General features: G+C 62.9%; 20 protein-coding genes. 4 read left to right on the top strand and 16 right to left on the bottom strand.

All coding sequences use genetic code 11. From position 1 onward, the window contains the following. Positions 1–69: 69 nt before the first annotated feature. The 14 genes from secG to ACNQOP_RS01075 form a co-directional block, all read right to left on the bottom strand. Positions 70–327 carry a preprotein translocase subunit SecG gene (secG, locus tag ACNQOP_RS01140; RefSeq protein WP_211712625.1) on the bottom strand — a complete coding sequence of 86 codons (258 nt, stop codon included), beginning with the start codon at positions 325–327 and terminating at the stop codon, positions 70–72. 36 nt (positions 328–363) lie between these two features. Then, positions 364–1,179, bottom strand: coding sequence for a triose-phosphate isomerase (gene tpiA, locus ACNQOP_RS01135; RefSeq protein ID WP_416403053.1), 816 nt, complete (start codon positions 1,177–1,179; stop codon positions 364–366). 75 nt (positions 1,180–1,254) lie between these two features. After that, the gene (locus ACNQOP_RS01130) at positions 1,255–2,481 is read right to left on the bottom strand and encodes a phosphoglycerate kinase (protein WP_257368145.1); all 1,227 of its coding nucleotides are present in this window, start codon (positions 2,479–2,481) and stop codon (positions 1,255–1,257) included. Positions 2,482–2,490: 9 nt separating this feature from the next. Continuing rightward, positions 2,491–3,501, bottom strand: coding sequence for a type I glyceraldehyde-3-phosphate dehydrogenase (gene gap / locus ACNQOP_RS01125; RefSeq protein WP_024821016.1), 1,011 nt, complete (start codon positions 3,499–3,501; stop codon positions 2,491–2,493). Positions 3,502–3,771: 270 nt separating this feature from the next. Next, entirely contained in the window at positions 3,772–4,395 is a 624-nt protein-coding gene (locus tag ACNQOP_RS01120; RefSeq protein WP_211712622.1) for a superoxide dismutase, read from the bottom strand. 172 nt (positions 4,396–4,567) lie between these two features. Then, positions 4,568–5,548: a DNA-binding protein WhiA gene (gene whiA, locus ACNQOP_RS01115; protein WP_235521726.1), complete on the bottom strand. Its 981-nt coding sequence runs from the start codon at positions 5,546–5,548 to the stop codon at positions 4,568–4,570. Between the two features lie 9 nt (positions 5,549–5,557). After that, positions 5,558–6,574 (bottom strand): gluconeogenesis factor YvcK family protein, encoded by a 1,017-nt coding sequence (locus tag ACNQOP_RS01110; RefSeq protein ID WP_235521725.1) that lies wholly within the window; start codon positions 6,572–6,574, stop codon positions 5,558–5,560. After that, the gene (gene rapZ / locus ACNQOP_RS01105; protein WP_235521724.1) at positions 6,574–7,494 is read right to left on the bottom strand and encodes an RNase adapter RapZ; all 921 of its coding nucleotides are present in this window, start codon (positions 7,492–7,494) and stop codon (positions 6,574–6,576) included. Before rapZ ends, ACNQOP_RS01110 begins: the two co-directional genes overlap by 1 nt. A 53-nt stretch (positions 7,495–7,547) precedes the next feature. Then, positions 7,548–9,563, bottom strand: coding sequence for an excinuclease ABC subunit UvrC (uvrC, locus tag ACNQOP_RS01100; RefSeq protein WP_416403051.1), 2,016 nt, complete (start codon positions 9,561–9,563; stop codon positions 7,548–7,550). Between the two features lie 61 nt (positions 9,564–9,624). Continuing rightward, entirely contained in the window at positions 9,625–10,293 is a 669-nt protein-coding gene (locus tag ACNQOP_RS01095; protein ID WP_235521722.1) for a lysophospholipid acyltransferase family protein, read from the bottom strand. Further along, the gene (locus tag ACNQOP_RS01090; RefSeq protein ID WP_416403050.1) at positions 10,280–10,996 is read right to left on the bottom strand and encodes an HAD hydrolase-like protein; all 717 of its coding nucleotides are present in this window, start codon (positions 10,994–10,996) and stop codon (positions 10,280–10,282) included. The genes ACNQOP_RS01095 and ACNQOP_RS01090 overlap by 14 nt, the downstream gene beginning before the upstream one ends. 61 nt (positions 10,997–11,057) lie before the next feature. Then, on the bottom strand, positions 11,058–13,985 hold the full coding sequence (gene uvrA, locus ACNQOP_RS01085) for an excinuclease ABC subunit UvrA (RefSeq protein WP_416403049.1): 2,928 nt from the start codon (positions 13,983–13,985) through the stop codon (positions 11,058–11,060). Positions 13,986–14,050: 65 nt separating this feature from the next. Next, entirely contained in the window at positions 14,051–14,431 is a 381-nt protein-coding gene (locus tag ACNQOP_RS01080; RefSeq protein ID WP_257368149.1) for a GntR family transcriptional regulator, read from the bottom strand. A 154-nt stretch (positions 14,432–14,585) separates the two neighbouring features. Further along, the gene (locus tag ACNQOP_RS01075; protein WP_416403048.1) at positions 14,586–15,362 is read right to left on the bottom strand and encodes a trans-aconitate 2-methyltransferase; all 777 of its coding nucleotides are present in this window, start codon (positions 15,360–15,362) and stop codon (positions 14,586–14,588) included. A gap of 70 nt (positions 15,363–15,432) precedes the next feature. Here ACNQOP_RS01075 and ACNQOP_RS01070 point away from each other — a divergent pair, with 70 nt between their 5' ends. From ACNQOP_RS01070 to ACNQOP_RS01055, 4 genes are read left to right on the top strand one after another with little or no spacing between them, the layout of a single operon-like run. Next, positions 15,433–17,967 carry a DEAD/DEAH box helicase gene (locus tag ACNQOP_RS01070; protein ID WP_257368151.1) on the top strand — a complete coding sequence of 845 codons (2,535 nt, stop codon included), beginning with the start codon at positions 15,433–15,435 and terminating at the stop codon, positions 17,965–17,967. Between the two features lie 11 nt (positions 17,968–17,978). Continuing rightward, on the top strand, positions 17,979–19,370 hold the full coding sequence (locus tag ACNQOP_RS01065; protein ID WP_416403047.1) for a CoA transferase: 1,392 nt from the start codon (positions 17,979–17,981) through the stop codon (positions 19,368–19,370). Positions 19,371–19,383: 13 nt separating this feature from the next. Continuing rightward, positions 19,384–19,896: a GNAT family N-acetyltransferase gene (locus ACNQOP_RS01060; RefSeq protein ID WP_257368153.1), complete on the top strand. Its 513-nt coding sequence runs from the start codon at positions 19,384–19,386 to the stop codon at positions 19,894–19,896. Beyond that, positions 19,889–21,226, top strand: a complete 1,338-nt coding sequence (locus tag ACNQOP_RS01055) for an alpha/beta fold hydrolase (protein WP_416403046.1) — start codon at positions 19,889–19,891, stop codon at positions 21,224–21,226. The genes ACNQOP_RS01060 and ACNQOP_RS01055 overlap by 8 nt, the downstream gene beginning before the upstream one ends. Before the next feature lie 44 nt (positions 21,227–21,270). Here ACNQOP_RS01055 and ACNQOP_RS01050 read toward each other — a convergent pair whose 3' ends face one another. Together ACNQOP_RS01050 and ACNQOP_RS01045 are read right to left on the bottom strand one after the other, a co-directional pair. Then, the gene (locus tag ACNQOP_RS01050) at positions 21,271–22,617 is read right to left on the bottom strand and encodes an MFS transporter (protein ID WP_416403044.1); all 1,347 of its coding nucleotides are present in this window, start codon (positions 22,615–22,617) and stop codon (positions 21,271–21,273) included. Between the two features lie 28 nt (positions 22,618–22,645). Beyond that, a complete protein-coding gene (locus tag ACNQOP_RS01045; protein WP_257368156.1) occupies positions 22,646–23,674 on the bottom strand; it encodes a TerC family protein in 1,029 nt (342 codons plus the stop codon). Positions 23,675–23,783 lie beyond the last annotated feature (109 nt).

The raw sequence follows: 23,783 nt of genomic DNA, 5'->3' as shown, positions 1-23,783 counted from the left end.
CTGCTGTTTGGTGCGGATCAAGAAAAAAGGGGAGGCTCCCGTGAAGGAACCTCCCCTGTGCAGGGACGACTAAGAGTCGCCACCTGAAGCAAAACGCATGATCAGGCCCAAGCCAATGATGACAACGCCCCAGGTAATTCCGAGAATAATGGTGAAGCGGTTCAGGTTGCGCTCGGCAACACCTGAGGAGCTCAGACCCGAGCTCATGCCGCCACCGAACATGTCGGACAAACCGCCGCCACGTCCCTTATGCAGGAGGATGAGCAACGTCAGCAGGAGGCTGGTAATGCCCAGCAGGATCTGCAGAATGACTTGAAGAACGTCCACGACGGCCTTTCGAAGAAGCGGAAATCGGGAGCCGGACTAGTCGGTGACCAGGTGGTTCTCGAACCTGACAATGTTAGCAAACTCCGCAGGGTCCAGGCTGGCGCCACCCACAAGCAAACCGTCGACGTCGGTTTCAGCCATGATGGCCGCAGCATTGTTGGCTTTGACGGAACCGCCATACAGCAACCGCGTCTTGGACGCGACGGTTTCGTCAAACAGCACGGCAAGCTCGGCACGGATGGCGGCACACATTTCCTGTGCATCCTCAGGACCGGCTACTTCCCCGGTTCCGATGGCCCAGACGGGCTCGTAGGCAACGACGAGCTCAGCACCCTGTTCGGCGGTGAGACCCTCAACGCCGGCCCGCAGCTGGGCCAAGGTGTGTTCGACGTGCGTTCCGGCCTGGCGGACTTCCAAGCCTTCTCCCACGCACAGCACCGGGGTGACGCTGTGGCGGAAGCCTGCCTTGACCTTGGCGTTCGCGACTTCGTCGGACTCGTTGTGGATGGTGCGGCGCTCACTGTGGCCCACCAGGACGTAGGCGCAGCCCAGCTTGTTGAGGAACTGACCGGAGATATCGCCGGTGTAAGCGCCGGAGTCGAACTGGGACAGGTCCTGGCCGCCGTAAACGATTTCCAGGTCGTCGCCCTGAACCAGGGTCTGGACGCCGCGGAGATCGGTGAACGGAGGGAAGACGGCTACCTCTACCCGGTTGTAGTCGTGCTTGGCGTCGGACAGGGTCCAGGCGAGCTTCTGCAGCAGGGTGATGCCCTGGACATGGTCCATGTTCATCTTCCAGTTGCCGGCGATGAAGGGTTTGCGAACGAAGTTGCCGTTGGCAGAGGTAGTCACATGAACTCCAAAGATTACGTTGTGATGTGGAACGGCCGGCAGGACGCATAGGCGTCCTGCCGGCCGGTTTGGTGCTTAGCGGTCCAGGACGCTGAGCCCCGGAAGTTCCTTGCCTTCAAGGTATTCCAGGCTTGCGCCGCCGCCGGTCGAGATGTGGCCGAACTGCGAATCGTCAAAGCCGAGGGTGCGAACCGCGGCCGCTGAGTCGCCGCCGCCCACCACTGTGAAGGCCACAGTGTCGGTGAGCGCCTGCGCGATGGCACGGGTGCCGGCAGAGAAGGCCTCAAATTCGAAGACGCCCATGGGGCCGTTCCAGAAGACGGTCTTGGCTCCCTCGATTTGTGCTGCGAAAGCCGAGGCCGTTTCGGGTCCGATGTCCAGGCCGATGCCGGAAGCACCGAAAGAGCTTTCCTCAATGGCATCCGCCCTGACAACCTCGTGGTCGGCATCCGCTGCGAAGCGGCTGGCTACCACCACGTCAGTTGGAATGACAAACGACGTTCCGGCGTCGGCGGCACGGTTGAGGTAGTCCTGGACGACAGGGATCTGGTCTTCCTCCAGGAGGCTTGCTCCAACCTTGTGCCCGGCAGCAGCCAGGAAGGTGAAGAGCATGCCCCCGCCAACCAGGATGGTGTCAGCCTTGCCCAGCAGGTTGTCGATGACAGCCAACTTGTCGGAGACCTTGGAACCGCCGAGGACCACGACGTAGGGGCGCTGCGTGTCGCTGGTCAGTTTCCGAAGGACTTCAACTTCGGTGTGGACGAGATCGCCCAGGTAAGAGGGCAGCCGAGTGGCGACGTCGTAAACGCTGGCGTGCTTGCGGTGTACCGCACCGAAAGCATCGTCCACGAACGCACCGTTGCCACCTGTCAGGGCAACGAGTTCGTCGGCGAACGCGCCGCGCTCGGCATCGTCCTTGCTGGTTTCACGGGCGTCGAAACGGACGTTTTCGAGGACCAGCACGTTTCCGTCCTGCAAGCCACTGGCAAGCTCCTTGGCGGAGGCGCCAACGGTATCCTTGGCGAGCTGCACGGAGAAGTCCGCGAGTTCAGCCAGGCGGTCCGCTGCGGGCTTCAGGGAGTACTTTTCCTCGGGGGCACCTTTGGGGCGGCCGAGGTGGGCGGTTACGAGCACACGGGCACCGGCGTCCGAGAGCTTCTTGATGACAGGCAGGGACGCTTTGATGCGGCCGTCGTCGGTCACTGTAGAGCCGTCGAGCGGCACATTCAGGTCACTTCTGACCAGAATGTACCGCCCGCGGACACCTTCAGCGATGAGTTCGTTGAGGGTGTGAGATGTCATGTGTCTACCCTAGCCCAGCTTGGATGCGACGAGCTCCGTGAGGTCGACGAGGCGGTTGGAGTAACCCCACTCGTTGTCATACCAGGAAACAACCTTGACCTGGTTGCCGATGACTTTGGTGAGGCCGGAGTCGAAGATGGACGACGCCGGGTCGCCAACGATGTCCGAGGACACGATCGGAGCGTCTGTGTAGGAGAGGATGCCAGCCCACTGTTCGGACTCTGCTGCAGCCTTCACTGCGGCGTTGACTTCCTCGACCGTGACTTCGCGGGAAACCGTGACCGTGAGGTCCGTTGCGGAACCGGTGGGGACGGGAACGCGAATGGCGTAGCCGTCGAGCTTGCCCTTGAGTTCGGGCAGGACGAGGCCGATTGCCTTGGCCGCACCGGTGGAGGTGGGAACCATGTTGATGGCTGCTGCACGGGCACGGCGGAGGTCGCCGTGCGGGCCGTCCTGCAGGTTCTGGTCGGCCGTGTAGGCGTGGACCGTGGTCATGAGGCCACGCTCGATGCCGAAGGCGTCGTTGACGACCTTGGCCAGCGGGCCGAGGCAGTTGGTGGTGCAGGACGCGTTGGAGATGATGTTGTGCGCTGCCGGGTCGTAGAGCTCGTGGTTTACGCCCATAACGATCGTGATGTCTTCGTCGCTGGCAGGTGCCGAGATGAGGACCTTCTTGGCTCCGGCGTCGATGTGCTTCTGCGCTGCGGCGGCCTTGGTGAAGAAACCGGTGGACTCGATAACGATGTCCACGCCCAGCTCGCCCCACGGAAGGTTCGCGGGATCGCGCTCTGCCAGGACCTTGATCGACTTACCGTCGACAACCAGGTTTCCATCGACAACTTCCACGGTCTGGGCGAGGCGTCCACCGACGGAGTCGTACTTCAGGAGGTGGGCGAGGGTCTCGGGGCTGGTGAGGTCGTTGACTGCGACGATCTCAAGGTCTGCGCCCTGGGCCAGTGCTGCGCGGAAGTAGTTGCGGCCGATGCGGCCGAAGCCGTTGATACCAATACGGGTGGTCACTATGTGTCAATCTCCTTGGTGCTCTTGCAAGCACGCCTAGTGAGTCGGATCAGATATTTCCAACTAACAGACCCCGCACGCCGTTGGGCAGAGGTGATTATCAGATCGGAGGGCGACCAGCCACGTTGCTGAAGGCTAACCGCCTTCCGTGATCCATCTTACGTTTAACTAAGCCTGCCCCCGCAACTGCGGAGGCAGGCTTTTCAGCATTTAGCCGGAATTCACGCTAAAAGTGACTTTTGTTACATCTGCGTGAACCCTTGCTCACCACTAGAGGACGATGAGCCCCGTGGCGTTGGTGCGTGCGGCTTCGAAGCGCTTGGCGACGTCTGCCCAGTTTGCGATGTTCCAGAAAGCCTTGACGTAGTCAGCCTTGACGTTGACGTAGTCCAGGTAGAAGGCGTGCTCCCACATGTCCAGCATCAGCAGCGGGGTGGTGCCGAGCGCAACGTTGCCCTGCTGATCGTAAAGCTGCTCGATGACCAGGTTTCCGCCGATGGGCTCGTAGGCAAGGAATGCCCAGCCCGAACCCTGCAGGGCCAGTGCAGCAGCGCTGAACTGTGCGCGGAAGGCATCGAAGGAACCGAAAGCGTCGTCGATGGCTGCTGCCAGTTCACCTTCGGGCTTGTCGCCGCCGTCCGGGGAGATGTTGTTCCAGAATACGGAGTGGTTGATGTGGCCACCGGTGTGGAACGCGAGGTCCTTGGAGAGGCGGTTGATGTTGGCGAAGTCGCCCTTGTCGCGTGCCTCTGCGAGCTGGGAGAGCGCGTTGTTCGCGCCTGCGACGTAGGCCGCATGGTGCTTGCTGTGGTGCAGTTCCATGATCTTTGCCGAAATGTGCGGCTCGAGTGCTGCGTAGTCGTAGCCGAGCTCGGGCAGAACGTACTCTGTCACGAAATCCTCCAATGTAATGGACTGACGTCCGGGTTGGTAACTCGTTATTTCATCCGGCCAGCGGACCGGCCGGAAATCCTTGGCGAAGAAGCCTGCTCCTGCGTCCACCGGGAACAACCCGCCGGGCCCTCACAGTATTTCCTCCGCACTTTTTCGATTCTATGGGTGTGGCCTACTCGTCCATCATTTCGGGAGTCACATTTGCCTCGGTGCCCGGGATGCCCAGGTCCAGGGCGCGCTTGTCAGCCATGGCCAACAGGCGGCGAATACGACCCGCGATGGCGTCCTTGGTCATGGGCGGATCAGCGAGCCGGCCCAGTTCGTCCAGGCTTGCCTGTTTATGGGCGACGCGGAGCTCCCCCGCGTACTTGAGGTGGTCCGGAACGTCGTCACCAAGGATCTCCAGGGCACGGTCCACCCTTGCGCCGGCCGCAACGGCAGCCTGGGCCGAGCGGCGCAGGTTGGCGTCATCAAAGTTGGCAAGCCTGTTGGCCGTGGCCCTGACTTCCTTGCGCATCCGCCGTTCCTCCCAAACCATGAGTGCGTCGTGGGCTCCCATGCGGGTCAGGAGGGTGGCGATGGTGTCCCCATCACGGATGACGACGCGGTCCACGCCGCGCACTTCGCGGGCCTTGGCTTGGATTCCCAGGCGCCGGGCCGCACCCACCAGGGCAAGGGCCGACTCTGGCCCGGGGCAGGTGACTTCAAGGGATGACGAACGTCCCGGCTCCGTCAGGGACCCGTGCGCGAGGAAAGCGCCCCGCCAGACAGCCTCGGCGTCAGCTGCTGAACCGTTGACGACTACCGATGGGAGCCCCCGGACCGGGCGGCCACGCCCATCCAGGAGGCCCGTCTGACGGGCCAGTGCCTCACCGTCCCGGACTACCCGGACAACGTAGCGGCTCCCGCGGCGCAGGCCGCCCCCGGAAACAACGATGATTTCGCTTTGGTGGCCGTAAACCTCGGCGATCGCGGCGCGCAGGCGCCGCGCCGTGGAGGCGAGGTCCACTTCGGCCTCAATGACGATGCGCCCGGAGATGATGTGCAAGCCGCCCGCAAAGCGCAGCATTGCCGAAACCTCGGCCTTGCGCACCGAAGATTTCTTGATGTCAAGCCGGGACAGTTCGTCCTTGACCGACGCAGTAAGTGCCATCGTGTGTTCCTAACTGTTCCCGAAAATATCGTGGTAGGCCGCTGCCAGCAGCAATGGATCATGGACGGGGCGCCGCCTCGACGCCCCTACTCTACCCAACACCACTTCCGCACCGAGCATCCCGGCAGCCTTCTCGAAGGCCTTCAGGTCCTGGATTGCAGCGGGGTCGGCGAGAACCACATCCACGCTGAACTCCGGTGCGTACCGGCGCAGGACATCCAAATGGTCCGCTGCCGTCATACCCGAGGTTTCCTTGGTCTCGACGTCCAGATTCATGGTCAGGCAGCGCTTGGCCGCGGTGTCCCCCAGCGCCTGGCGGAGCTCAGGGAGCAACAGGTGCGGGAGCACCGAGGTGTACCAGGAACCGGGCCCGAGGATCACCCAGTCGGCGAGTTCGATGGCGGTGAGCGCCTCCGTGCAGGCCGGAGCGGCTTCGGGAAGGAGGGTAACGTCTTCCAGCTTCCCGGCTACGGCGCACTTCGCCTGGCCACGGACGGTCTGCAGTTCGTAGCCGCCGTCGGGGAGTTCCACCCTGGCCCTCCCCTCAATGGTGAGGGGAACACTGGACATGGGCAGTACTTGCCCGCGGGCACCGAGCAGTGCTCCTGCCCATTTCAGTCCGGCGACGGTGTCCCCGAGCAACTCCCACAGGGTGACGATGAGCAGGTTGCCCATGGCATGGTTGTCCAGCGACCCGCCCTTGGCCGAGCCGGCGTCGAAACGATGCTGCATGACGTCCCGCCAGGTGCGTCCCCAGTCGGTATCGTCGCAGAGCGCACTCAAGGCCATCCGCAGGTCCCCGGGCGGGAGGACGCCGTACTCGTCACGGAGACGCCCGGAAGATCCGCCGTCGTCCGCTACTGTCACGATTGCCGTCAGCTCGGACGTCAGCAGCCGCAGCGCCGACAGTGACGCTGCCAGTCCATGTCCGCCTCCCAAGGCGACCACCGACGGGCTTTTCTTCTGTTGGCTGCCGGGGACACCTTTCGGCGGAATGAGCGGCAGCGGGCCGGTCAGGACCCCCACTACTCGCGCCCCAGGTCGCGGTGGGTGGTAGTGACAGTAACGCGTGGATACTGCGCCAGGCGCTTGGACAGCTCGACGGCGACGGCCACCGAACGGTGTTTGCCTCCGGTGCAGCCAACGGCCAGGGTGGCGTAATGCTTGTTCTCCTGCCGGTAGCCGTCCAGTACCGGTTCGAGGGCGCTGACGTAGCGGTCCACGAATTCGTGGACGCCATCGGCCGCGAGGACATAGTTGCTGACGTCCTCATCCAAGCCGGTGTGCGGCCGGAGTTGCGGAACCCAGTGCGGGTTGGGAATGAAGCGTGCGTCGGCAACGAAGTTGGCGTCCACGGGAAGCCCGTACTTGAAGCCGAAGCTCATGACGTTCAGACGCAGGGTGACAGGTCCGGTGTCGCTGAACAGTTCGGTGATGGCCGTGGCAAGCCCGTGGACGTTGTACTCCGTGGTGTCCAGGACGACGTCAGCATGCTCGCGCAGTTCCCGCAGGACCTCGCGCTCGATGCCGATGCCATCGAGGATCCTGCCGCCGCCCTGAAGCGGGTGGGGCCTGCGGCCTTGCTCGAACCGGCGGACCAATACTTCGTCACTGGCATCCAGGAAAAGCACGCGGAAGGTGATGCCCGTGGCGCTCAAGGCTCCCAGTGCCGTTTGGATGTCAGTAAAGAGGTCCTTGCTGCGGACATCGACCACAACGGCCAGCTTGGGAATCGATTTGGGGGCGTGCGAAACAATTTCAGCCAACGTACCCAGCATTTGCGGGGGCAGGTTGTCCACGACGTACCAGCCATGGTCTTCCAAGGCGTCCGAGGCCGTGCTGCGCCCTGCCCCTGACATGCCAGTCACCACCAGCAGTTCCGCCTCCGGTGGTTTGACCGGCGTGAGGCCGTCCTGCTCCGTGCCGGACCCTGTTGCCTCATCCATCAAGTGTTCCCCGTTCAGTTCGGAATGGTCGTTGCAGCAACTTCTTACCCTAGCTAAGATTCAAGGATTTCGCCGGTGGTCATGTTGATCGCCGGAGTTGCCTCCTCGGAGTCCGCAGTGGAGCCCAGGTGCTGGACAACGGCGGCTGCCAGTGCCGGGCCGATGCCCTTGGCGGAGGTGAGCTCCTCGACGGACGCGGCCCGAATTTTCTTCAGCGAGCCGAAGTGTGCCACCAGCGCCTTGCGTTTTGCTTCACCGAGGCCAGGAACCCCGTCCAGCGCGGAGACCGTCATGGCCTTGCCACGCTTTTGCCGGTGGAAGGTAATGGCAAAGCGGTGTGCTTCGTCCCGGATCCGCTGGAGAAGGTACAGGCCTTGGGAGGTTCGGGGCAGGATGACCGGGAAGTCGCTGTCGGGCAGCCAGACTTCCTCGAGCCGCTTGGCCAGTCCTACGACGTAGACGTCGTCGACTCCCAGATCCGCCAGGGCGCGCGAAGCCGCGTTGACCTGAGGTTGACCGCCGTCCACCACCACCAGGTTGGGTGGGTAGGCGAACTTGGCTTTCGGTGCCGGCATGGTGGGGTCCGACGGCGGCGCCTCACCTGCGCGGGCACTTCCGGGCCGGGCGGGGTTGCTGATTTCGCCGGAGACCACAGGGACCTGTGCCACCTTGTCCGCCAGGTAATGCCGGAACCTGCGCGTCAGGACGTCATGCATGGCTGCGGTGTCGTCCGCCGCGGCGGCACCGGTGATGGAAAACTTGCGGTAGTCGGCTTTCTTGGGAAGGCCATCCTCCACGACCACCATGGACGCCACCACGTTGGTCCCTTGCACATGCGAGATGTCGAAGCACTCGATCCTAAGCAACGGCACAGGAATGTCCAAGGCTTCCTGGAGTTCCTGGAGGGCCAAGGACCGGACGGTGATGTCGCCGGCACGCCGTGTCTTGTGCAACTTGAGTGCCTGCTCCGCGTTCTCGCGGACCGTGGACATCAACGCAGCCTTGTCCCCACGCTGCGGAACCCTGATGTCCACCTTGGCACCGCGAAGGCCTCCCAGCCATTCAGTCAGTTCAGCGTGGTTGCTGGGGTTCTCGGGGACCAGGACTTCCCGCGGAATGCGGCCCTGGACTTCGCTGTCCTCGCCATAGACCTGCTGCAGCAGATGTTCGATGAGCTCGGGGGTGGTGGCATCCTCGACCTTTTCCACGACCCATCCGCGCTGGCCCCTGACGCGGCCTCCGCGCACGTGGAAGACCTGTACCGAGGCCTCCAGCTCGTCGTCATGCAAAGCGAAGACGTCGGCGTCGGTGTCCTCGGCAAGCACTACGGCATTGCGTTCAAAGACCTTGCGCAGGGCGATGATGTCATCCCTGAGCCCCGCCGCGCGCTCGTAATCAAGGTCGGCTACCGCTGAGGCCATCTCTTTCTCGAGTCGGCTGATGAAGCGCTTGGCTTCACCTCCCATGAACGAACAAAAGTCCTCTGCGAGCACCCGGTGCTCATCGGGAGTGACCCTGCCGACACATGGCGCCGAACATTTGTCGATGTAGCCAAGGAGGCACGGCCTTCCGCTGGACTCGGCCCGCTTGAACACGCCGGCACTGCAGCTGCGGACCGGGAATACCCTCAGCAGCGTGTCCATGGTTTCCCGGATGGCGCCGGCTGTGTAGGGCCCAAAGTACCTGGTCCCTTTTCTCCGCTCGCCCCGCATGACCTGTACCCGGGGGTATTTCTCGCCCATTGTCACAGCAAGGTACGGATACGTCTTGTCGTCACGGAAGACGACGTTGAAGCGGGGCTTGAATTCCTTGATCCATGTGTATTCGAGTTGCAACGACTCGAGTTCACTGCCAACCACGGTCCATTCAACGCTGCTGGCAGCATGGACCATGGCATGGGTCTTGGGGAGCAAGCCCGCCGGGTTGGCGAAGTACGAATTCAGCCGCGAACGGAGGTTCTTGGCCTTGCCTACATAAATGACCCGGCCGTGGGGGTCGCGGAAACGGTAGACGCCCGGCGTGGTGGGAATTTCACCTGTTTGGGGTCGGTAACTTGCTGGATCTGCCACATGTCCAGTCTAGTGAACCGGACCGACACCAGATGCCACGGCCAAGCCAGGGCCCGGGTGGCTAGTCCACGGATTTGCTCTGGTTGTAGCTCGTGGAGCGTTCCTGTCCGCTGAGCAGCGCAATGGCGTCCATGATCTTGTCCGTGACCTCGCGGCGGGCGGGCAGCGAATGATCCGGACCCGTCTTATCGAAGTAGAGCGGTTCCCCAACCTTCATGGTGAAGTGCTGGGGACGGACGGCATTCTTATCCGCCGGCTGGAGCTTCTCTGTGCCGATCAGCCCCACGGGGATGACAGGTGCACCCGTAGTCAGGGCAAGCCAGCCCACGCCGGTGCGACCACGGTAGAGGATTCCATCCCGGGACCTGGTGCCCTCGGGGTAGATGCCGATGCCCTTGCCCGATTCAAGGATATCCAGCAGGGTCTTCAACGCCTGGACGCTGGCCGCCTGCTCGCCCCGCTCTACGGGTATGGAACCAACGGCTTCAAAGAAGGACTTCATCACAGCGCCCTTGACGCCCTTGGTGGTGAAGTATTCCGCTTTGGCAAAGAACGCGACCGGTCGTGGCATCAGTGCCTGAACGATCACGCTGTCAAGGAAGGAGAGGTGATTGGGGGCCACAATGAACGGGCCGTCGGTGGGTACGTTCTCAAGTCCAATGACCGTAGGGCGGCAGGTGGACGAAATGAGCCCGCGGGTAGTCCACCGGATCGCATCAAATACTGCCATCGTTTTGTACCTCGCTCAGGGCTGCCGCGCGGACAGCGTCAAGTTCTTCGATTGTGCTTTTCAGTTCGAGCGCGGTGCCCACCACGGCCACTGCCCCGGCCTGCTCGAGTTCTCCGTCGGGGGCAAAACCCCAACCGACGCCGATGCAGTCCAGCCCGTTGGCCATGGCACCTGCTACGTCCTGGTGCCTGTCCCCCACCATGACTGCGGGCTGCGAGTGCAGGTCGGCCAGGGCTGCGCCCACGATTTCAACCTTGCCGGAAGCAGTGTTGGCGCCCAAGGACTCGTCGTCGGCCGCGCCCCTTATGGAGACGAAGAAACCGGCAATGCCGTGATGCTCCAGGACAAGGCGGGCAATGGACTGTGGTTTCTGGGTAGCTACTGCCACCGGACGGCCGGACTCAGCAAAGTCCTGCAGAAGATCGTGGATACCCGGATAAAGCTTGCTCTGGGCAATTCCGGTTTCCTTGTAGTGGCGCCGATAACGATCAATGACCTCGTCCACCAATTCTGTGGGGACATTGGCCAAATGCAAGAGCGAATCACTGAGCTTCGGGCCGACCATGGAATTCAGGACTGCCTGCCCTGGAACAGGAAGGTCCATTTCCCTGAGGGCGGCAGAGATTCCCCCGGTTATGCCACCGGCAGGATCGACAAGGGTGCCGTCCAGATCGAATATTACGGGCACCTTTGTTTGAGTCACCGGGTTAGTTTCTCACGAGTAGCGGCATGCCTGAAACTCGCATGCCGCTACCGGAATACTTCTATCCCAGAATCTCGGCCAGGAATGTCGCGGTGTGGCTCTCCGTGGATTTAGCCACTTGCTCGGGTGTTCCCGTGGCAATAATCCGGCCACCGCCGGATCCACCGTTGGGGCCAAGGTCCACAATCCAGTCAGCAGACTTGATGACGTCCAGGTTGTGTTCAATGGTGATAACAGTGTTGCCCTTGTCCACCAGCCCTTGGAGAACCATCAGGAGCTTCCGGATGTCCTCGAAGTGGAGCCCGGTGGTGGGCTCATCCAGGACGTAGATGCTCCTGCCGTTGGAGCGCTTCTGGAGTTCGGCTGCCAGCTTGACTCGCTGTGCCTCGCCCCCGGACAACGTGGTGGCAGGCTGGCCGAGCCGTACATAGCCCAGGCCAACGTCCACCAGGGTCCTCAGGTGCCGCGCGATGGGGGTGAAGGCCGCAAAGAATTCCGCGCCTTCCTCGATGGGCATGTTGAGGACGTCGGCGATCGTCTTGCCCTTGTAGTGGACCTCAAGGGTTTCCCGGTTGTAGCGGGCTCCATGGCACACTTCGCAGGGAACGTAAACGTCCGGCAGGAAGTTCATTTCGATCTTCAAGGTGCCGTCACCGGAGCAGGCTTCACAGCGCCCACCCTTGACGTTGAAGGAGAACCGTCCCGGCTGGTAGCCCCGGACCTTGGCTTCGGTGGTCTCGGCGAACAGCTTGCGGATGTTGTCGAACACACCGGTATACGTTGCCGGGTTGGACCGGGGCGTGCGGCCGATTGGACTCTGGTCGACGTGGACCACCTTGTCCAGGTGCTCCAGCCCCGTCACGGTCTTGTGGCGACCGGCGACCTGCTTGGCGCCGTTGAGCTTATTGGCCAGCACCTTATAGAGGATCTCGTTCACCAGCGTGGACTTGCCGGAACCGCTGACACCTGTGACGGCGGTGAAGAGTCCCAAGGGGAACGTCGCGTCAACGTTGTTGAGGTTGTTCTCCCGGGCACCAACAACCTTCAATTCGCGCTTTTTGTCGTATTTACGACGCTTCTTGGGGATGTCGATGGTGCGGCGGCCTGACAGGTAGTCGCCAGTCAGCGACTCGGTGTTCGCCAGGAGCTCTTTGTAGGTTCCGGAGTGCACAACCTGGCCGCCGTGCTCGCCGGCGCCCGGTCCGATGTCCACCACCCAGTCGGCCTCGTGGATGGTGTCTTCGTCGTGCTCCACGACAATCAGCGTGTTACCGAGGTCCCGGAGGCGCGTCAGCGTCTCGATGAGCCTGCGGTTGTCGCGCTGGTGGAGTCCGATCGATGGCTCGTCGAGGACATACAGCACACCCACAAGGCCAGATCCGATCTGGGTTGCCAGCCTGATCCGCTGCGCTTCGCCGCCGGACAAGGTGCCGGAGGGCCGTTCGAGGTTGAGGTACTCCAAACCGACATCCAGGAGGAAGGTCAGCCGGGCCTGGATTTCCTTCAGCACCTGGTTGGCAATCTGCGCCTCCCTGTTGGTCAGGGTCAGGCTGCCCAGGAACTCCGCGCACTCCCGCATTGGCAGGGCTGCGACTGCGGCGATCGACTTGCCGTTGATCAATACCGACAGAGACGCCGGGTTCAGGCGCGCGCCATTGCACTCAGGGCAGGGGATTTGGCGCATGTATTCTTCGTAACGGTCGCGGGCCCAATCCGAGTCCGTTTCCCCGTGCTTCCGGTGGACATACTGGATGGCGCCTTCGAAGCCGGTACTGTACTTGCGCTCCCGGCCGAAACGGTTCTTGTACTGGACAACGACCTTGTGGTCCTTGCCGTGGAGCACGGTGTTGCGGACGTCCTTCGGGAGTTTCTCCCACGAGGTCTTCATGGAGAAGCCCAATTCGTGGGCCAGGCCCTCCAGGAGGCGGTTCCAGTATTCGGTGGTCGCCGTACCCAGCGACCATGGGGCGATGGCGCCCTCGCCAAGCGAAAGTTCCGGGTTGGGAACTATCAATTCCTCGTCGACTTCAAGCTTGGTGCCAATACCACTGCAGGCGGAACACGCACCGAAGGGATTGTTGAACGAGAAAGAACGTGGCTCGATCTCATCGATGGCCAGGGGATGTTCGTTGGGGCAGGCCAGGTTCTCGGAAAACGCCCGGATGCGTCCAGGATCTTCGGCATCGAGGTCGACGAATTCGACCAGGACGCGCCCCTCGGCCAAGCCCAGGGCTGTTTCGACAGAGTCGGTGAGCCGTTGGCTGATGTCTTCCTTGACCACCAGGCGGTCCACCACGACTTCGATGGTGTGTTTGAACTGCTTGCCCAGCTTGGGAGGATCGCTCAGCTGTACCAGCTCACCATCCACGCGGGCACGGGAGTAGCCCTTGGCGGTCAGTTCTTTGAAAAGGTCAACGAATTCTCCCTTGCGTCCGCGCACCACGGGTGCGAGGACCTGGAAGCGCGTACCCGTCTCCAGCTCCAGGAGCTGGTCCACGATTTGCTGGGGAGTCTGGCGGGTGATCGGCTCGCCGCACACTGGGCAGTGCGGGCGGCCGACGCGGGCCCACAGGAGCCGCATGTAGTCGTAAATCTCAGTGATGGTGCCCACGGTGGAGCGCGGATTCTTGCTGGTGGACTTCTGGTCGATGGACACCGCAGGTGACAGGCCCTCGATGAAATCGACATCGGGTTTGTCCACCTGGCCGAGGAATTGGCGCGCGTAGGCGGACAGCGATTCCACGTACCGGCGCTGGCCTTCAGCGAAGATAGTGTCAAAAGCCAGCGATGACTTGCCGGAACCCGAGAGTCCCGTAAACACGATCATGGCGTCCCGCGGCAGGTCCAGGTCCACGTTGCGAAGGTTGTGTTCCCGGGCGCCCTTGACCACCAGGCGCGACAGGTCCGGCCTGGCGGGCCTGGTTTCAAGAACGGCTGGGATGCTGTTCGGCGATTCGATGGCGGTATCTTCAGCTAAGGCTTTGGGCACCTACCAATGCTAATCGAAAACTTCTTCGAATTTCCATGTCGTGCCTCACACCCTACTGATCGGTATCAGTCGGCGTCGTAGGCGGCCGCAAGAAGCTGCACCGCTTCGGCGAAGGAAGCCCCCTGTGCTTTCGCGGCAGCCGCATATTCGGCAGCTACGCCGGCCAGCGCTCCCCATCGGTCATCCCGCGCGCAGACGACCGTGCCGTTCCTCCCCCGGGTAGCCACAACGCCGGCCGCTTCCAGCTCCTTGTACGCGCGGGCCACTGTATGGGGTGCAACATCCAGCGCACCCGCAAGATTGCGGACCGGAGGAAGCTTCGCCCCGACCGCAAGGGCTCCGGAGTCAACCAGTTCGATGATCCGGAGGCGCAACTGTTCAAAGAGCGCTACGGCGCTCCCGGTGTGGGGCCGCCAAGTGCCGGGGAACTCGCCTGTGGGAGTCATCAGTAACTCCGGCCGGTCACCGGCGTCGTGCGCGGCGTGAGGGGTTCGAAACGTCCATGGTCCATGTCGAAAATTAGACCAGCGACGCCGGTACGGGACAAGCCGGTCCGGCGGGGGAAACTGTCGGCTGCTGGAATTGGCGGCAATCCGGGGTTCAATTCTTGCGCGCGACCGCAAAGATCCGCCGGAAAGGAAAAACTGTGCCGTTTTTCGTGGCCGGATAAGCTTCCCGCAGCATCGCGGCGTATTCCTGCTCGAAGTCTGCGGCTTCCTCCGCGGACAAAGCCGCCAGCACAGGTCGCAAGCCCGTGCCGCGGACCCACTCCAGAACAGGGTCTTCGCCGGTCAGTACCTGCTGGTAGGTGGTCTCCCAAGCGTCAGCCGTACAACCGGCGTCGAGCATGATGCCCAGGTAATCCGCAGGACTGCTTACAGCGCCATCGTGCCGAAGGACTCCAGCCAACCGGGGCGACCACCGCGGCGACTCTGCCAGTCCGCGCATCAGGGCGTGGGACGGAGAGGTGAAATTTCCCGGTACCTGCATGGCGAACCAGGCGCCGGGTTTGAGGTCGCGCAGCCAAGCAGCCACCATTTCCTGGTGGCCCGGTACCCATTGGAGCGCCGCGTTCGTGACAACCACATCGGTATCCGTATCCGGTTCCCAGCGGGCGATGTCGCCTAGCTCGAACTCCAGCCGCGCGGTCTGCTTCGCCAGCGACTCCGCTTTGCGGAGCATCTCCGCCGAGGAGTCAACGCCTACCACGCGGGCCTCGGGCCATCGATCGGTCAGCGTCGCCGTCAGGTTTCCGGGGCCGCAACCGAGGTCCACCACCTTCCGCGGGTCGTTGGCCTGGATCCTCCCCACGAGGTCATGGAACGGCCTGTCCCGATGATTACCGAACTCGGTGTACTTGGACGGGTCCCACTTCATTAGAGCCTCCTCGCGTCTGGCATCACTGCTGGGCCGAGCCTAAACCGTGCGGGCACTAAGCTGGAAACCAATGAAACTTCTTGAGCAGCTTCCCGGTTCTGCCGACACCGGTCCCCTGGACCCGGACGAAATTTACACACGGTTCGTGGAGTGGACGGAGAGTCGCGGGCTTCAGCTGTACCCGGCGCAGGACGAAGCGATCATGGAGCTCGCCTCGGGCGCCAACGTCATCCTTGCCACTCCCACGGGCTCCGGAAAGTCCCTGGTGGCGATCGCTGCGCACTTCGAAGCCATGGCGCGCGGCCAACGGAGCTACTACACCGCCCCCATCAAGGCGCTGGTGTCGGAAAAGTTCTTCGCTCTGTGCGACATTTTCGGCGCAGAGAACGTTGGCATGATCACCGGTGACTCCGGGGTGAACCAGGATGCGCCGATCATTTGCTGTACAGCTGAGATCCTCGCGAACATCGCCCTCCGCGAGGGTGCTTCTGCCGAGTTGGGCTCCGTCATCATGGACGAGTTCCACTTTTACTCCGACCCGCAGCGGGGGTGGGCCTGGCAGGTGCCACTGCTGGAACTCCCCCAGGCCCAGTTCCTCCTCATGTCCGCGACGTTGGGCGATGTGACGCGCTTCGAGGCCGGCCTGTCTGATCTCACCGGCCGCTCCACCACCACTGTGAGCTCGGCCGAACGCCCCATCCCGCTGCACTACTACTACCAGGTGACGCCTGTCCACGAGACCCTTGAGGAGCTGCTCGCCACCAAGCAGGTTCCGGTGTATGTGGTCCATTTCAGCCAAGCCGAAGCCATTGAGCGCGCCCAGAACCTCATGAGCATCAACATGTGCAGCCGTGACGAGAAGGACCGGATCGCTGAACTCATCGCGGGCTTCAGGTTTGCCGCCGGATTCGGAAAGACCCTCAACAGGCTGGTCCGGCATGGCATTGGCGTTCACCACGCTGGAATGCTCCCCAAATACCGCCGCCTGGTGGAGCAACTCGCCCAAGCAGGACTCCTGAAGGTTATTTGCGGCACTGACACGTTGGGCGTTGGCATCAACGTGCCCATCCGCACTGTGCTGTTGACGGCCCTAAGTAAATACGACGGCGTTCGAACCCGCCCCCTGAACTCCCGTGAGTTCCACCAGATCGCCGGCCGCGCAGGCCGTGCCGGCTACGACACTGCAGGCACGGTGGTCGTCCAGGCTCCCGAACACGTGGTGGAGAACACCAAAGCCATGGCCAAGGCCACGGCCAAGTTCGGCGACGACCAAAAGAAGCTGCGCCAGGTGGTCAAGAAGAAACCGCCGGAGGGATTTGTTTCCTGGGGCGAGCCGACGTTCAACAAACTGGTGGAATCCATTCCGGAGCCGCTGACGTCCAGCTTCACCGTCACCCACGCGATGCTCCTGAATCTCATGGAACGTCCTGGCGACCCCTTCCAGGCAACCCGCAGGCTTCTGAGCGAAAACCATGAGAGCCGGCCCGCACAGCTGAAACTGATGAAGAAAGCCTTGGGAATCTATCGTGAGCTCCTGGCAGCAGGAGTTGTTGAACGGATCCCTGAGGACCAGCAGGAAGCCGAGGGGCGCTCGGTTCGTCTCACAGTGCACCTGCAGGCAAACTTTGCCCTGAACCAGCCGTTGTCCCCCTTCGCCCTTGCCGCGTTGGAGTTGCTCGACCCGGAGTCGCCGTCATATGCCCTTGATGTTGTGTCCGTGATCGAGTCAACGCTTGAGAAGCCACGACAGATACTCTCCGCCCAGCAGAAGAAGGCACGCGGCGAGGCGGTTGCGGCCATGAAGGCTGACGGCATCGAGTACGACCAGCGCATGGCCATGCTCGACGAAGTAACCTACCCCATGCCGTTGGCCGAAATCCTGGGCGAAGCCTTCGAGGTCTACCGCAAGGCAGCCCCATGGGTTGGCGACTTCGAACTCGCGCCGAAGTCGATTGTCCGCGACATGTATGAGCGGGCCATGAACTTCGGGGAGTTCGTCCAGTTCTACGGCTTGGCCCGTTCGGAGGGCATTGTCCTCCGCTATCTGGCGGACGGTTTCCGGGCCCTCCGGCAGACAGTTCCCCAGGACCTGCTCCGCGAGGATCTCGAAGACCTGATCGCATGGCTGGGGGAACTGGTGCGCCAGGTGGACTCCAGCTTGCTGGATGAATGGGAGGAACTCACCTCCGGGGCTGCCCCGACGCCGCACGATGCGCCACCGCCCCCGCCTCCGTCGCTGACGTCCAATATCCGGGCCTTCCGGGTGATGGTCCGTAACGAGATGTTCCGCAGGGTTGAACTTTTCGCCGACGAGGATTCCAATGCCTTGGGCGAACTCGATGCCGATGCCGGCTGGGATGCCGGGCGTTGGGAAGACGTGTTGGACGATTACTTTGACGAACACGACGACATCGGCACCGGACCCGACGCGCGCGGACCGGGCTTGCTCATCATCACCGAAGAGCCCGGCACGTGGAAGGTCCGGCAAATCTTCGATGACCCGGCAGGCAACCACGACTGGGGCATATCGGCCGAAGTGGACTTGGCAGCCTCCGACGAGTCCGGCACTGCAGTGGTCCGCGTGACGGACGTCAACAGGCTCTGAGCGGGAATCCCATGGGAACCATCCCCGACCTCGGTGCAGGCCTGCGGAAACTTGAGGCATTGGTTGAAGTGCCTCCCGCTGCCTGCGACGGTCCGCGCCGGTGGTGGGGTGGTGCATTGGACGTCGAAGGCCTCGCGCTCGGCTCAGTCCAAGCGGTGGCAACTGCGCTCAACGCACTCACCGGATCTCCCGGCAGGTATTCCACCTCAGCCGCTCATGCGGCGGCTGCATTCGATTCACTGGGGCACCTGAGAATCGCTGGGCAGAAACCAGTGGGCTTCGCTCCGATGTCAGGCTTCAGGCCCACGAAGGATGGCTGGATCCGCCTTCACGCCAACTATCCCCACCATGCTGCCCGTTTGCTGGAAGCCCTTTCAGCGACCAGCCCACAGGACGTGGACCGTACGCTCTTGTCGATGACCTCCCTGGAGGCCGAGGCCGCGATCGTGGCCAACAAGGGCGTGGCTGCGGCCGTCCGGAGCCGCACCGAATGGCTCGCCTCGCCGATGCATCATGCGGCGGCCTCCGGCGGCTGGATCGACATCGAATCTTCGGCTGAGCATGCTGCCGCTTCGCACCGGACGGCGTGGTTTCCTGCCACAAACCCGCGGCTGCCGCTGGACGGATTACGGGTCCTGGACCTGACCCGTGTCATTGCCGGCCCCACCGCAACTCGGCTCCTGGGGGCCCTCGGCGCGGACGTACTACGCATCGACCCGCCCCAGCTTCCGGAATTAACGGACGCTTTCGTCGATTCAGGTTTCGATAAGCGAAGCGCCGAGGCGGATCTTGGCCGGACCGCGGACTTGGGCGTCATCAACGGGCTGGTTGCTTCGGCCGACGTTGTGGTCACGGGATACCACGACGGCGGCCTGGACCGTTTCGGTCTGGGGCCCGGTGCGCTGTTGGCGAGCAGGCCCGGCCTCGTCGTTGCCACCTTGACCGCGTGGGGCCGCAGCGGACCGTGGAAGGGGCAGCGTGGATTCGACAGTCTGGTGCAGGCGGCCACCGGGATCGCCGAACGGTATGGACAGCCCGACGACGCAGGGTGGAAGCCCGGGGCGTTGCCTGTCCAGGCTCTTGACCATGCCACAGGGTACGGACTGGCTGCTGCCGTCATCGCCTTGCTGGGCGAACGGCTCCATACAGGACGTGGTGGTTTGGCCAGGATGTCATTGGCGCGGACCGCCGAGGAACTTTTTGCCCTCCCCCGGGACTACGGGGATGTTGCAGCCAGTCCGCTGCCGGAACCTGATGTCGTTGTCACGGACAGCCCCTACGGGACGCTCGAGTTCGTGGCGCCGCCCCTCCTGGTGGGAGGCACACAGCTGATGTACCGGGAGCCGCCCGTACAGTACGGATCGTCAGTGTTGGCCTGGCGGCGGCAGGCCGATCTGCCCTAGTAAGCTCGATGCCATGAGTGTAATCCGACCCGCCACAGTTGAAGACGTTCCCGCAATCCTTCGTATGATCCACGATCTTGCGATCTACGAGAAGGAACCGGACGCCGTCAAGAACACTCCTGAGATGCTTTCGGACGTCCTCTTTGGGGACAACCCCCGGGTATACGCCACCATCGCCGAGAATGCCGCGGGCACGGTGCAGGGCTTTGCTTTGTGGTTCCTGAACTATTCCACGTGGGAAGGGGTCCACGGTATCTACCTTGAGGACCTTTATGTGGAACCGGATGCGCGCGGCGAGGGCCACGGCAAGGCGCTGTTGCAGCACCTGGCCGCAACGGCCGTCGAACGTGGATATGCGCGTGTCGAGTGGAGTGTCCTGAACTGGAACGAGCCCTCGATCAACTTCTATAAGAACCTTGGAGCCTTCCCCATGGCGGAGTGGTCAACATTCCGTCTGACAGGTGACGCGCTTGAAGCCTTTGGCGCGACTTCCGACCCCGCCAGCCAGGCACTCACCCGTGGCTGAAACCGTGCTGCCCAACAACGGCCACAGTATCCGCGGCCGCCACGAGTTCCGTGGGATCCGAACCGTGGAGCACTACTTCACAGTCCCCCTGGACCACGCAGCGGAGAGCCAGAGCGGTTCCGGCGAAACCATCTCGGTATTCGCCCGTGAATACTCCTCCACTGCGCACACCCCCGAAGCTGCCAGCCGCTTGCCCTGGCTCCTGTACCTCCAGGGCGGCCCGGGTGGCCGGGGCAACAGGGTCACTTCCCTCTCCGGATGGATGAAAGCCGCCGCGAAGGATTTCCGGATCCTCATGCTCGACCAACGCGGCACGGGGTTGTCCACCCCCGTCGAGCCCATGAGTCTGGAACGACGGGGAGATGCGGAGGCGCAGGCGGATTACCTGACGCATTTCCGCGCGGATTCCATCGTTGCCGACGCTGAGCACATCCGATCGGTCCTGGACTCGGGACCCTGGTCCGTCCTGGGTCAAAGCTTCGGCGGGTTTTGTGCCTTAACGTATCTCTCCTTTGCGCCCGAAGGACTGCGGGAAGTGCTGATTACGGGCGGGCTGGCCCCACTCCAGGGTGCGGCCGACCGCGTGTACCAGGCCACATTCCGCCGTGTCGCGGCCCGTAACGCCGAGTACTTTTCCTGGTATCCCGAGGACCGGGAACTTGTAACCCGGATTGTGCGCCATCTGGAGGAGCAGCCGGAGTTCCTGGCCAGTGGCGAGCGGCTGACGCCTGAGCGGTTCCAAATGGTGGGATCATTCCTGGGAGGCAACGGCAGGGTTGATGCACTGCACTACCTCCTGGAAGATGCGTTCATCGAGACCAGTAACGGCCCGCGGCTCTCTGAGTCGTTCCTCGAACAAGTGCGGGCGCTGGTGAGCAGGGGAACCAATCCCCTCTACGCCGTGATGCACGAGTCGATCTACGGCCAGGACGAGGCTACGGATTGGGCCGCTTGGAGGGTCCTGCGGGACTACCCCGAGTTCGAGCCCGGTGCTGAAGCGCCGCTGCTCACCGGCGAAATGGTGTATCCGTGGTACTTCGAGCAGGACCCATCCCTCGCCCCAATGCGCGAGGTGGCCGGCCTGCTGGCCAGCAAGAAGGACTGGAAGCCCTTGTACGACACCGAGCGGTTGGCAACCAACACTGTGCCTGTTGCGGCTGCGGTGTACAAGGACGACATTTACGTTGACCATGACCTTTCACTGGAGACGGCAGCCGCTGTGCGTGGGCTCCAGCCGTGGGTCACCGCCGATTTCCACCACGATGGCATTGGCGAGGACGGTGAAGGCATCTTCGGACGGTTGTTGGGCATGGTCCGGACTGCCCGCTAGGCCACGAATCACCGCACCGCTGCCAGCACTGGGTCGAACCGGGGTCACTGCGGTGTCTGCTGGCGGGACCGCCCTGCGTGGCGGACGGGTCCCCGAAAGGCCGCAACGCCGGCGAGGGCCAGCACTGCCGCCGCCACCATGCTCGAAGCGATGTTGAGGCCTTGGTAGCCGATCCAGGCCAGGAGCAACCCCGAGGTGGCACCGCCTACCGCTCCGGCTGCGCCCATCAGCGTGTCCGATACACCCTGCACAGTGACGCGTTGGCCTGGTGCGACGCTCTCTGCCAGCAGGGTTGAGCCGGCAATCGTGGCTGCGGACCAGCCCAGTCCGAGCAGGATCAGTCCGCTGGTGACCAGGACGGGTTCGTGCTGGCCGAAGCCGGCGATGAAGACGGCCAGCAGCAAGAGGCCGTGCCCCAGTGCGATGGTCTGCAGCCGCCCGGCCCTGTCCGTCAACCAGCCCCACAAGGGCGACAAGGCGTACATTCCCGCAATGTGCAGCGAAATGGTCACGCCTATGATCACCAAGGCGTCCGTGCTCTCGGTGGTGCCTCCGTGGTGCCCCTGATGCGATCCACCCAGCAGCTGCTGCAAATGCAATGGCGTCATGGACATGACAGCCACCATCACGCCGTGGGCGCCCACCACCGCCGTGAGCGCCAGCAGCGCCTGCGGCGACGAGCGGACAGCCCGGAGTCCGGACCCGACAGTGCCCCTGATGGGTTTCTCCCCTGCCTCGCCAGGCCCATCGGCGGCGGCCAGACGACGGGCCAGCAGCAAGGGATCCGGCCGTAGGCCGACGAAAAGCAGAACGGCTGCCAGCAGCAGCCCAGCCGCGGAAAACACGAACGGTCCAACGATCGGAGGCAGGCCCAAAGCGGCTCCGACGACAGCGCCGGGCTGGATCAGGTTCGGCCCTGCGACCGCGCCGATGGTGATCGCCCAGACCACCGTCGAGAGCGACCGGCCACGGTGCTCGGGTTGGGCAAGGTCGACGGCGGCAAACCTCGCCTGGAGGTTCGCCGCGGTACCAACCCCCAGCAACGCCGCACCCAACAGCAGGACGACGAAGAGTTGGCTCATCACGGAAACGATGATGAGAAGCGCCCCCGCCATGGCTGCCACTAAACCGGTCACAAGACCGACACGGCGCCCCCGCGACTCCGCCAACCGTGCCAACGGTAGGGCCGCGATCGCCGCGGCCAGGGTCAGGACCGTTGTAATGGAACCCGCCCAGGCCTCAGAACCGGTCAGTTCCACGGCCAGAAGTGACCCGATGGACAACGTGGCTCCGTTGCCGACTCCGCTGAGGAGCTGGGCTGAGCTGAGCAGGAAAACGGAACGGCGCTGGACCCAATGAGGGTCCAGCGCCGTCGTCGAAGTGGTGTTCACTTCATGAGACTACAACGATCCAAGCCTGTTATTCGGCTTCGCTCAGGCTCTTTCGTGCGTCCTCTTCCAGCCTGGCATCCATCTTGGCTTTGCGGGCTGCCGGGCTCAGGAGGCTGGCCACGACTGCCACAATGATGGTTCCGACGATGACCGCGAGCGAGACGTACGTGGGGATCTCCGGAGCCCACTCGATGTGGTGGCCACCGTTGATGAAGGGCAGTTCGTTGACGTGCATGGCGTGGAGGACCAGCTTGACGCCAATGAACGCCAGGATCACGGACAGTGCGTGCTTCAGGTAAACCAGGCGTGTCATCAGGCCACCGAGCAGGAAGTACAACTGGCGCAGGCCCATCAGCGCGAAGATGTTCGCGGTGAAGACGATGAACGCGCTTTGGGTAAGCCCGAAGATCGCCGGGATGGAGTCGACAGCAAACAGGAGGTCTGTCAGGCCGATGGTCACGAAGACGATCAGCATGGGGGTGAAGACCTTCTTGCCGTTTACGGTGGTCCGCAACTTGCCGCCGTCGAACTTCTCCGACATGGGCAGGACCTTGCGGAGGCGCGCAATAAGCGGGTTCTCGGCGCCTTCTTCCTCATCTTCACCGGAGTCCTTGGCCTGCTTCCAGGCAGTCCACAGCAGGAACGCGCCAAAGATGTAGAACACCCAGCTGAACTGCTCGATGACTACAGCGCCGAGTGCAATGAAGATTCCCCGAAGGACCAAGGCGATGATGATACCCACCATCAGCACTTCCTGTTGGTACTTACGGGGCACCGCGAACCGGGCCATGATGATGATGAAGACGAACAGGTTGTCGATGCTCAGGCTGTACTCGGTAACCCAGCCCGCGATGAATTGGCTGCCGTACTCCGGACCGGTGAAATAGAACATTGCTCCGGCGAACACCATGGCCAAGGCCACATAGAAGGCGACCCACAGGCCGGCTTCCTTCATTGAGGGTTCGTGGGGGCGTTTGACGACCAGCAAGAGGTCAATCAGCAGAATAATTCCAAGGACGACGAACGAGCCGACCTCGAACCAGACAGGGAGCTCCATTTAGGGGCCTTTCGCAGGGTACGTGAAAGCGGTGTAAGTCTCTCCGGCCGCCCTGGAGACTTAATGCTCTGACATGGCGACCCGCTAGGCCCGGCGAGGCAACTATGCC

It is taken from the genome of Arthrobacter sp. LFS091 (assembly GCF_047977885.1).
In the GTDB taxonomy this organism is placed as follows: Bacteria; Actinomycetota; Actinomycetes; order Actinomycetales; family Micrococcaceae; genus Arthrobacter.
Note: the sequence above shows the minus strand (reverse complement) of the source record. Positions and strands in the feature narration are given on the sequence as shown.

Bases quoted from the DNA above. Each gene is read 5' to 3' on its own strand.
- ACNQOP_RS01130 (WP_257368145.1), bottom strand. From the start codon at position 2,481: ATGACATCTCACACCCTCAACGAACTCATCGCTGAAGGTGTCCGCGGG.
- whiA (WP_235521726.1), bottom strand. From the start codon at position 5,548: ATGGCACTTACTGCGTCGGTCAAGGACGAACTGTCCCGGCTTGACATC.
- rapZ (WP_235521724.1), bottom strand. From the start codon at position 7,494: ATGGATGAGGCAACAGGGTCCGGCACGGAGCAGGACGGCCTCACGCCG.
- ACNQOP_RS01095 (WP_235521722.1), bottom strand. From the start codon at position 10,293: ATGGCAGTATTTGATGCGATCCGGTGGACTACCCGCGGGCTCATTTCG.
- ACNQOP_RS01080 (WP_257368149.1), bottom strand. From the start codon at position 14,431: ATGACTCCCACAGGCGAGTTCCCCGGCACTTGGCGGCCCCACACCGGG.
- ACNQOP_RS01075 (WP_416403048.1), bottom strand. From the start codon at position 15,362: ATGAAGTGGGACCCGTCCAAGTACACCGAGTTCGGTAATCATCGGGAC.
- ACNQOP_RS01070 (WP_257368151.1), top strand. From the start codon at position 15,433: ATGAAACTTCTTGAGCAGCTTCCCGGTTCTGCCGACACCGGTCCCCTG.
- ACNQOP_RS01065 (WP_416403047.1), top strand. From the start codon at position 17,979: ATGGGAACCATCCCCGACCTCGGTGCAGGCCTGCGGAAACTTGAGGCA.
- ACNQOP_RS01060 (WP_257368153.1), top strand. From the start codon at position 19,384: ATGAGTGTAATCCGACCCGCCACAGTTGAAGACGTTCCCGCAATCCTT.
- ACNQOP_RS01045 (WP_257368156.1), bottom strand. From the start codon at position 23,674: ATGGAGCTCCCTGTCTGGTTCGAGGTCGGCTCGTTCGTCGTCCTTGGA.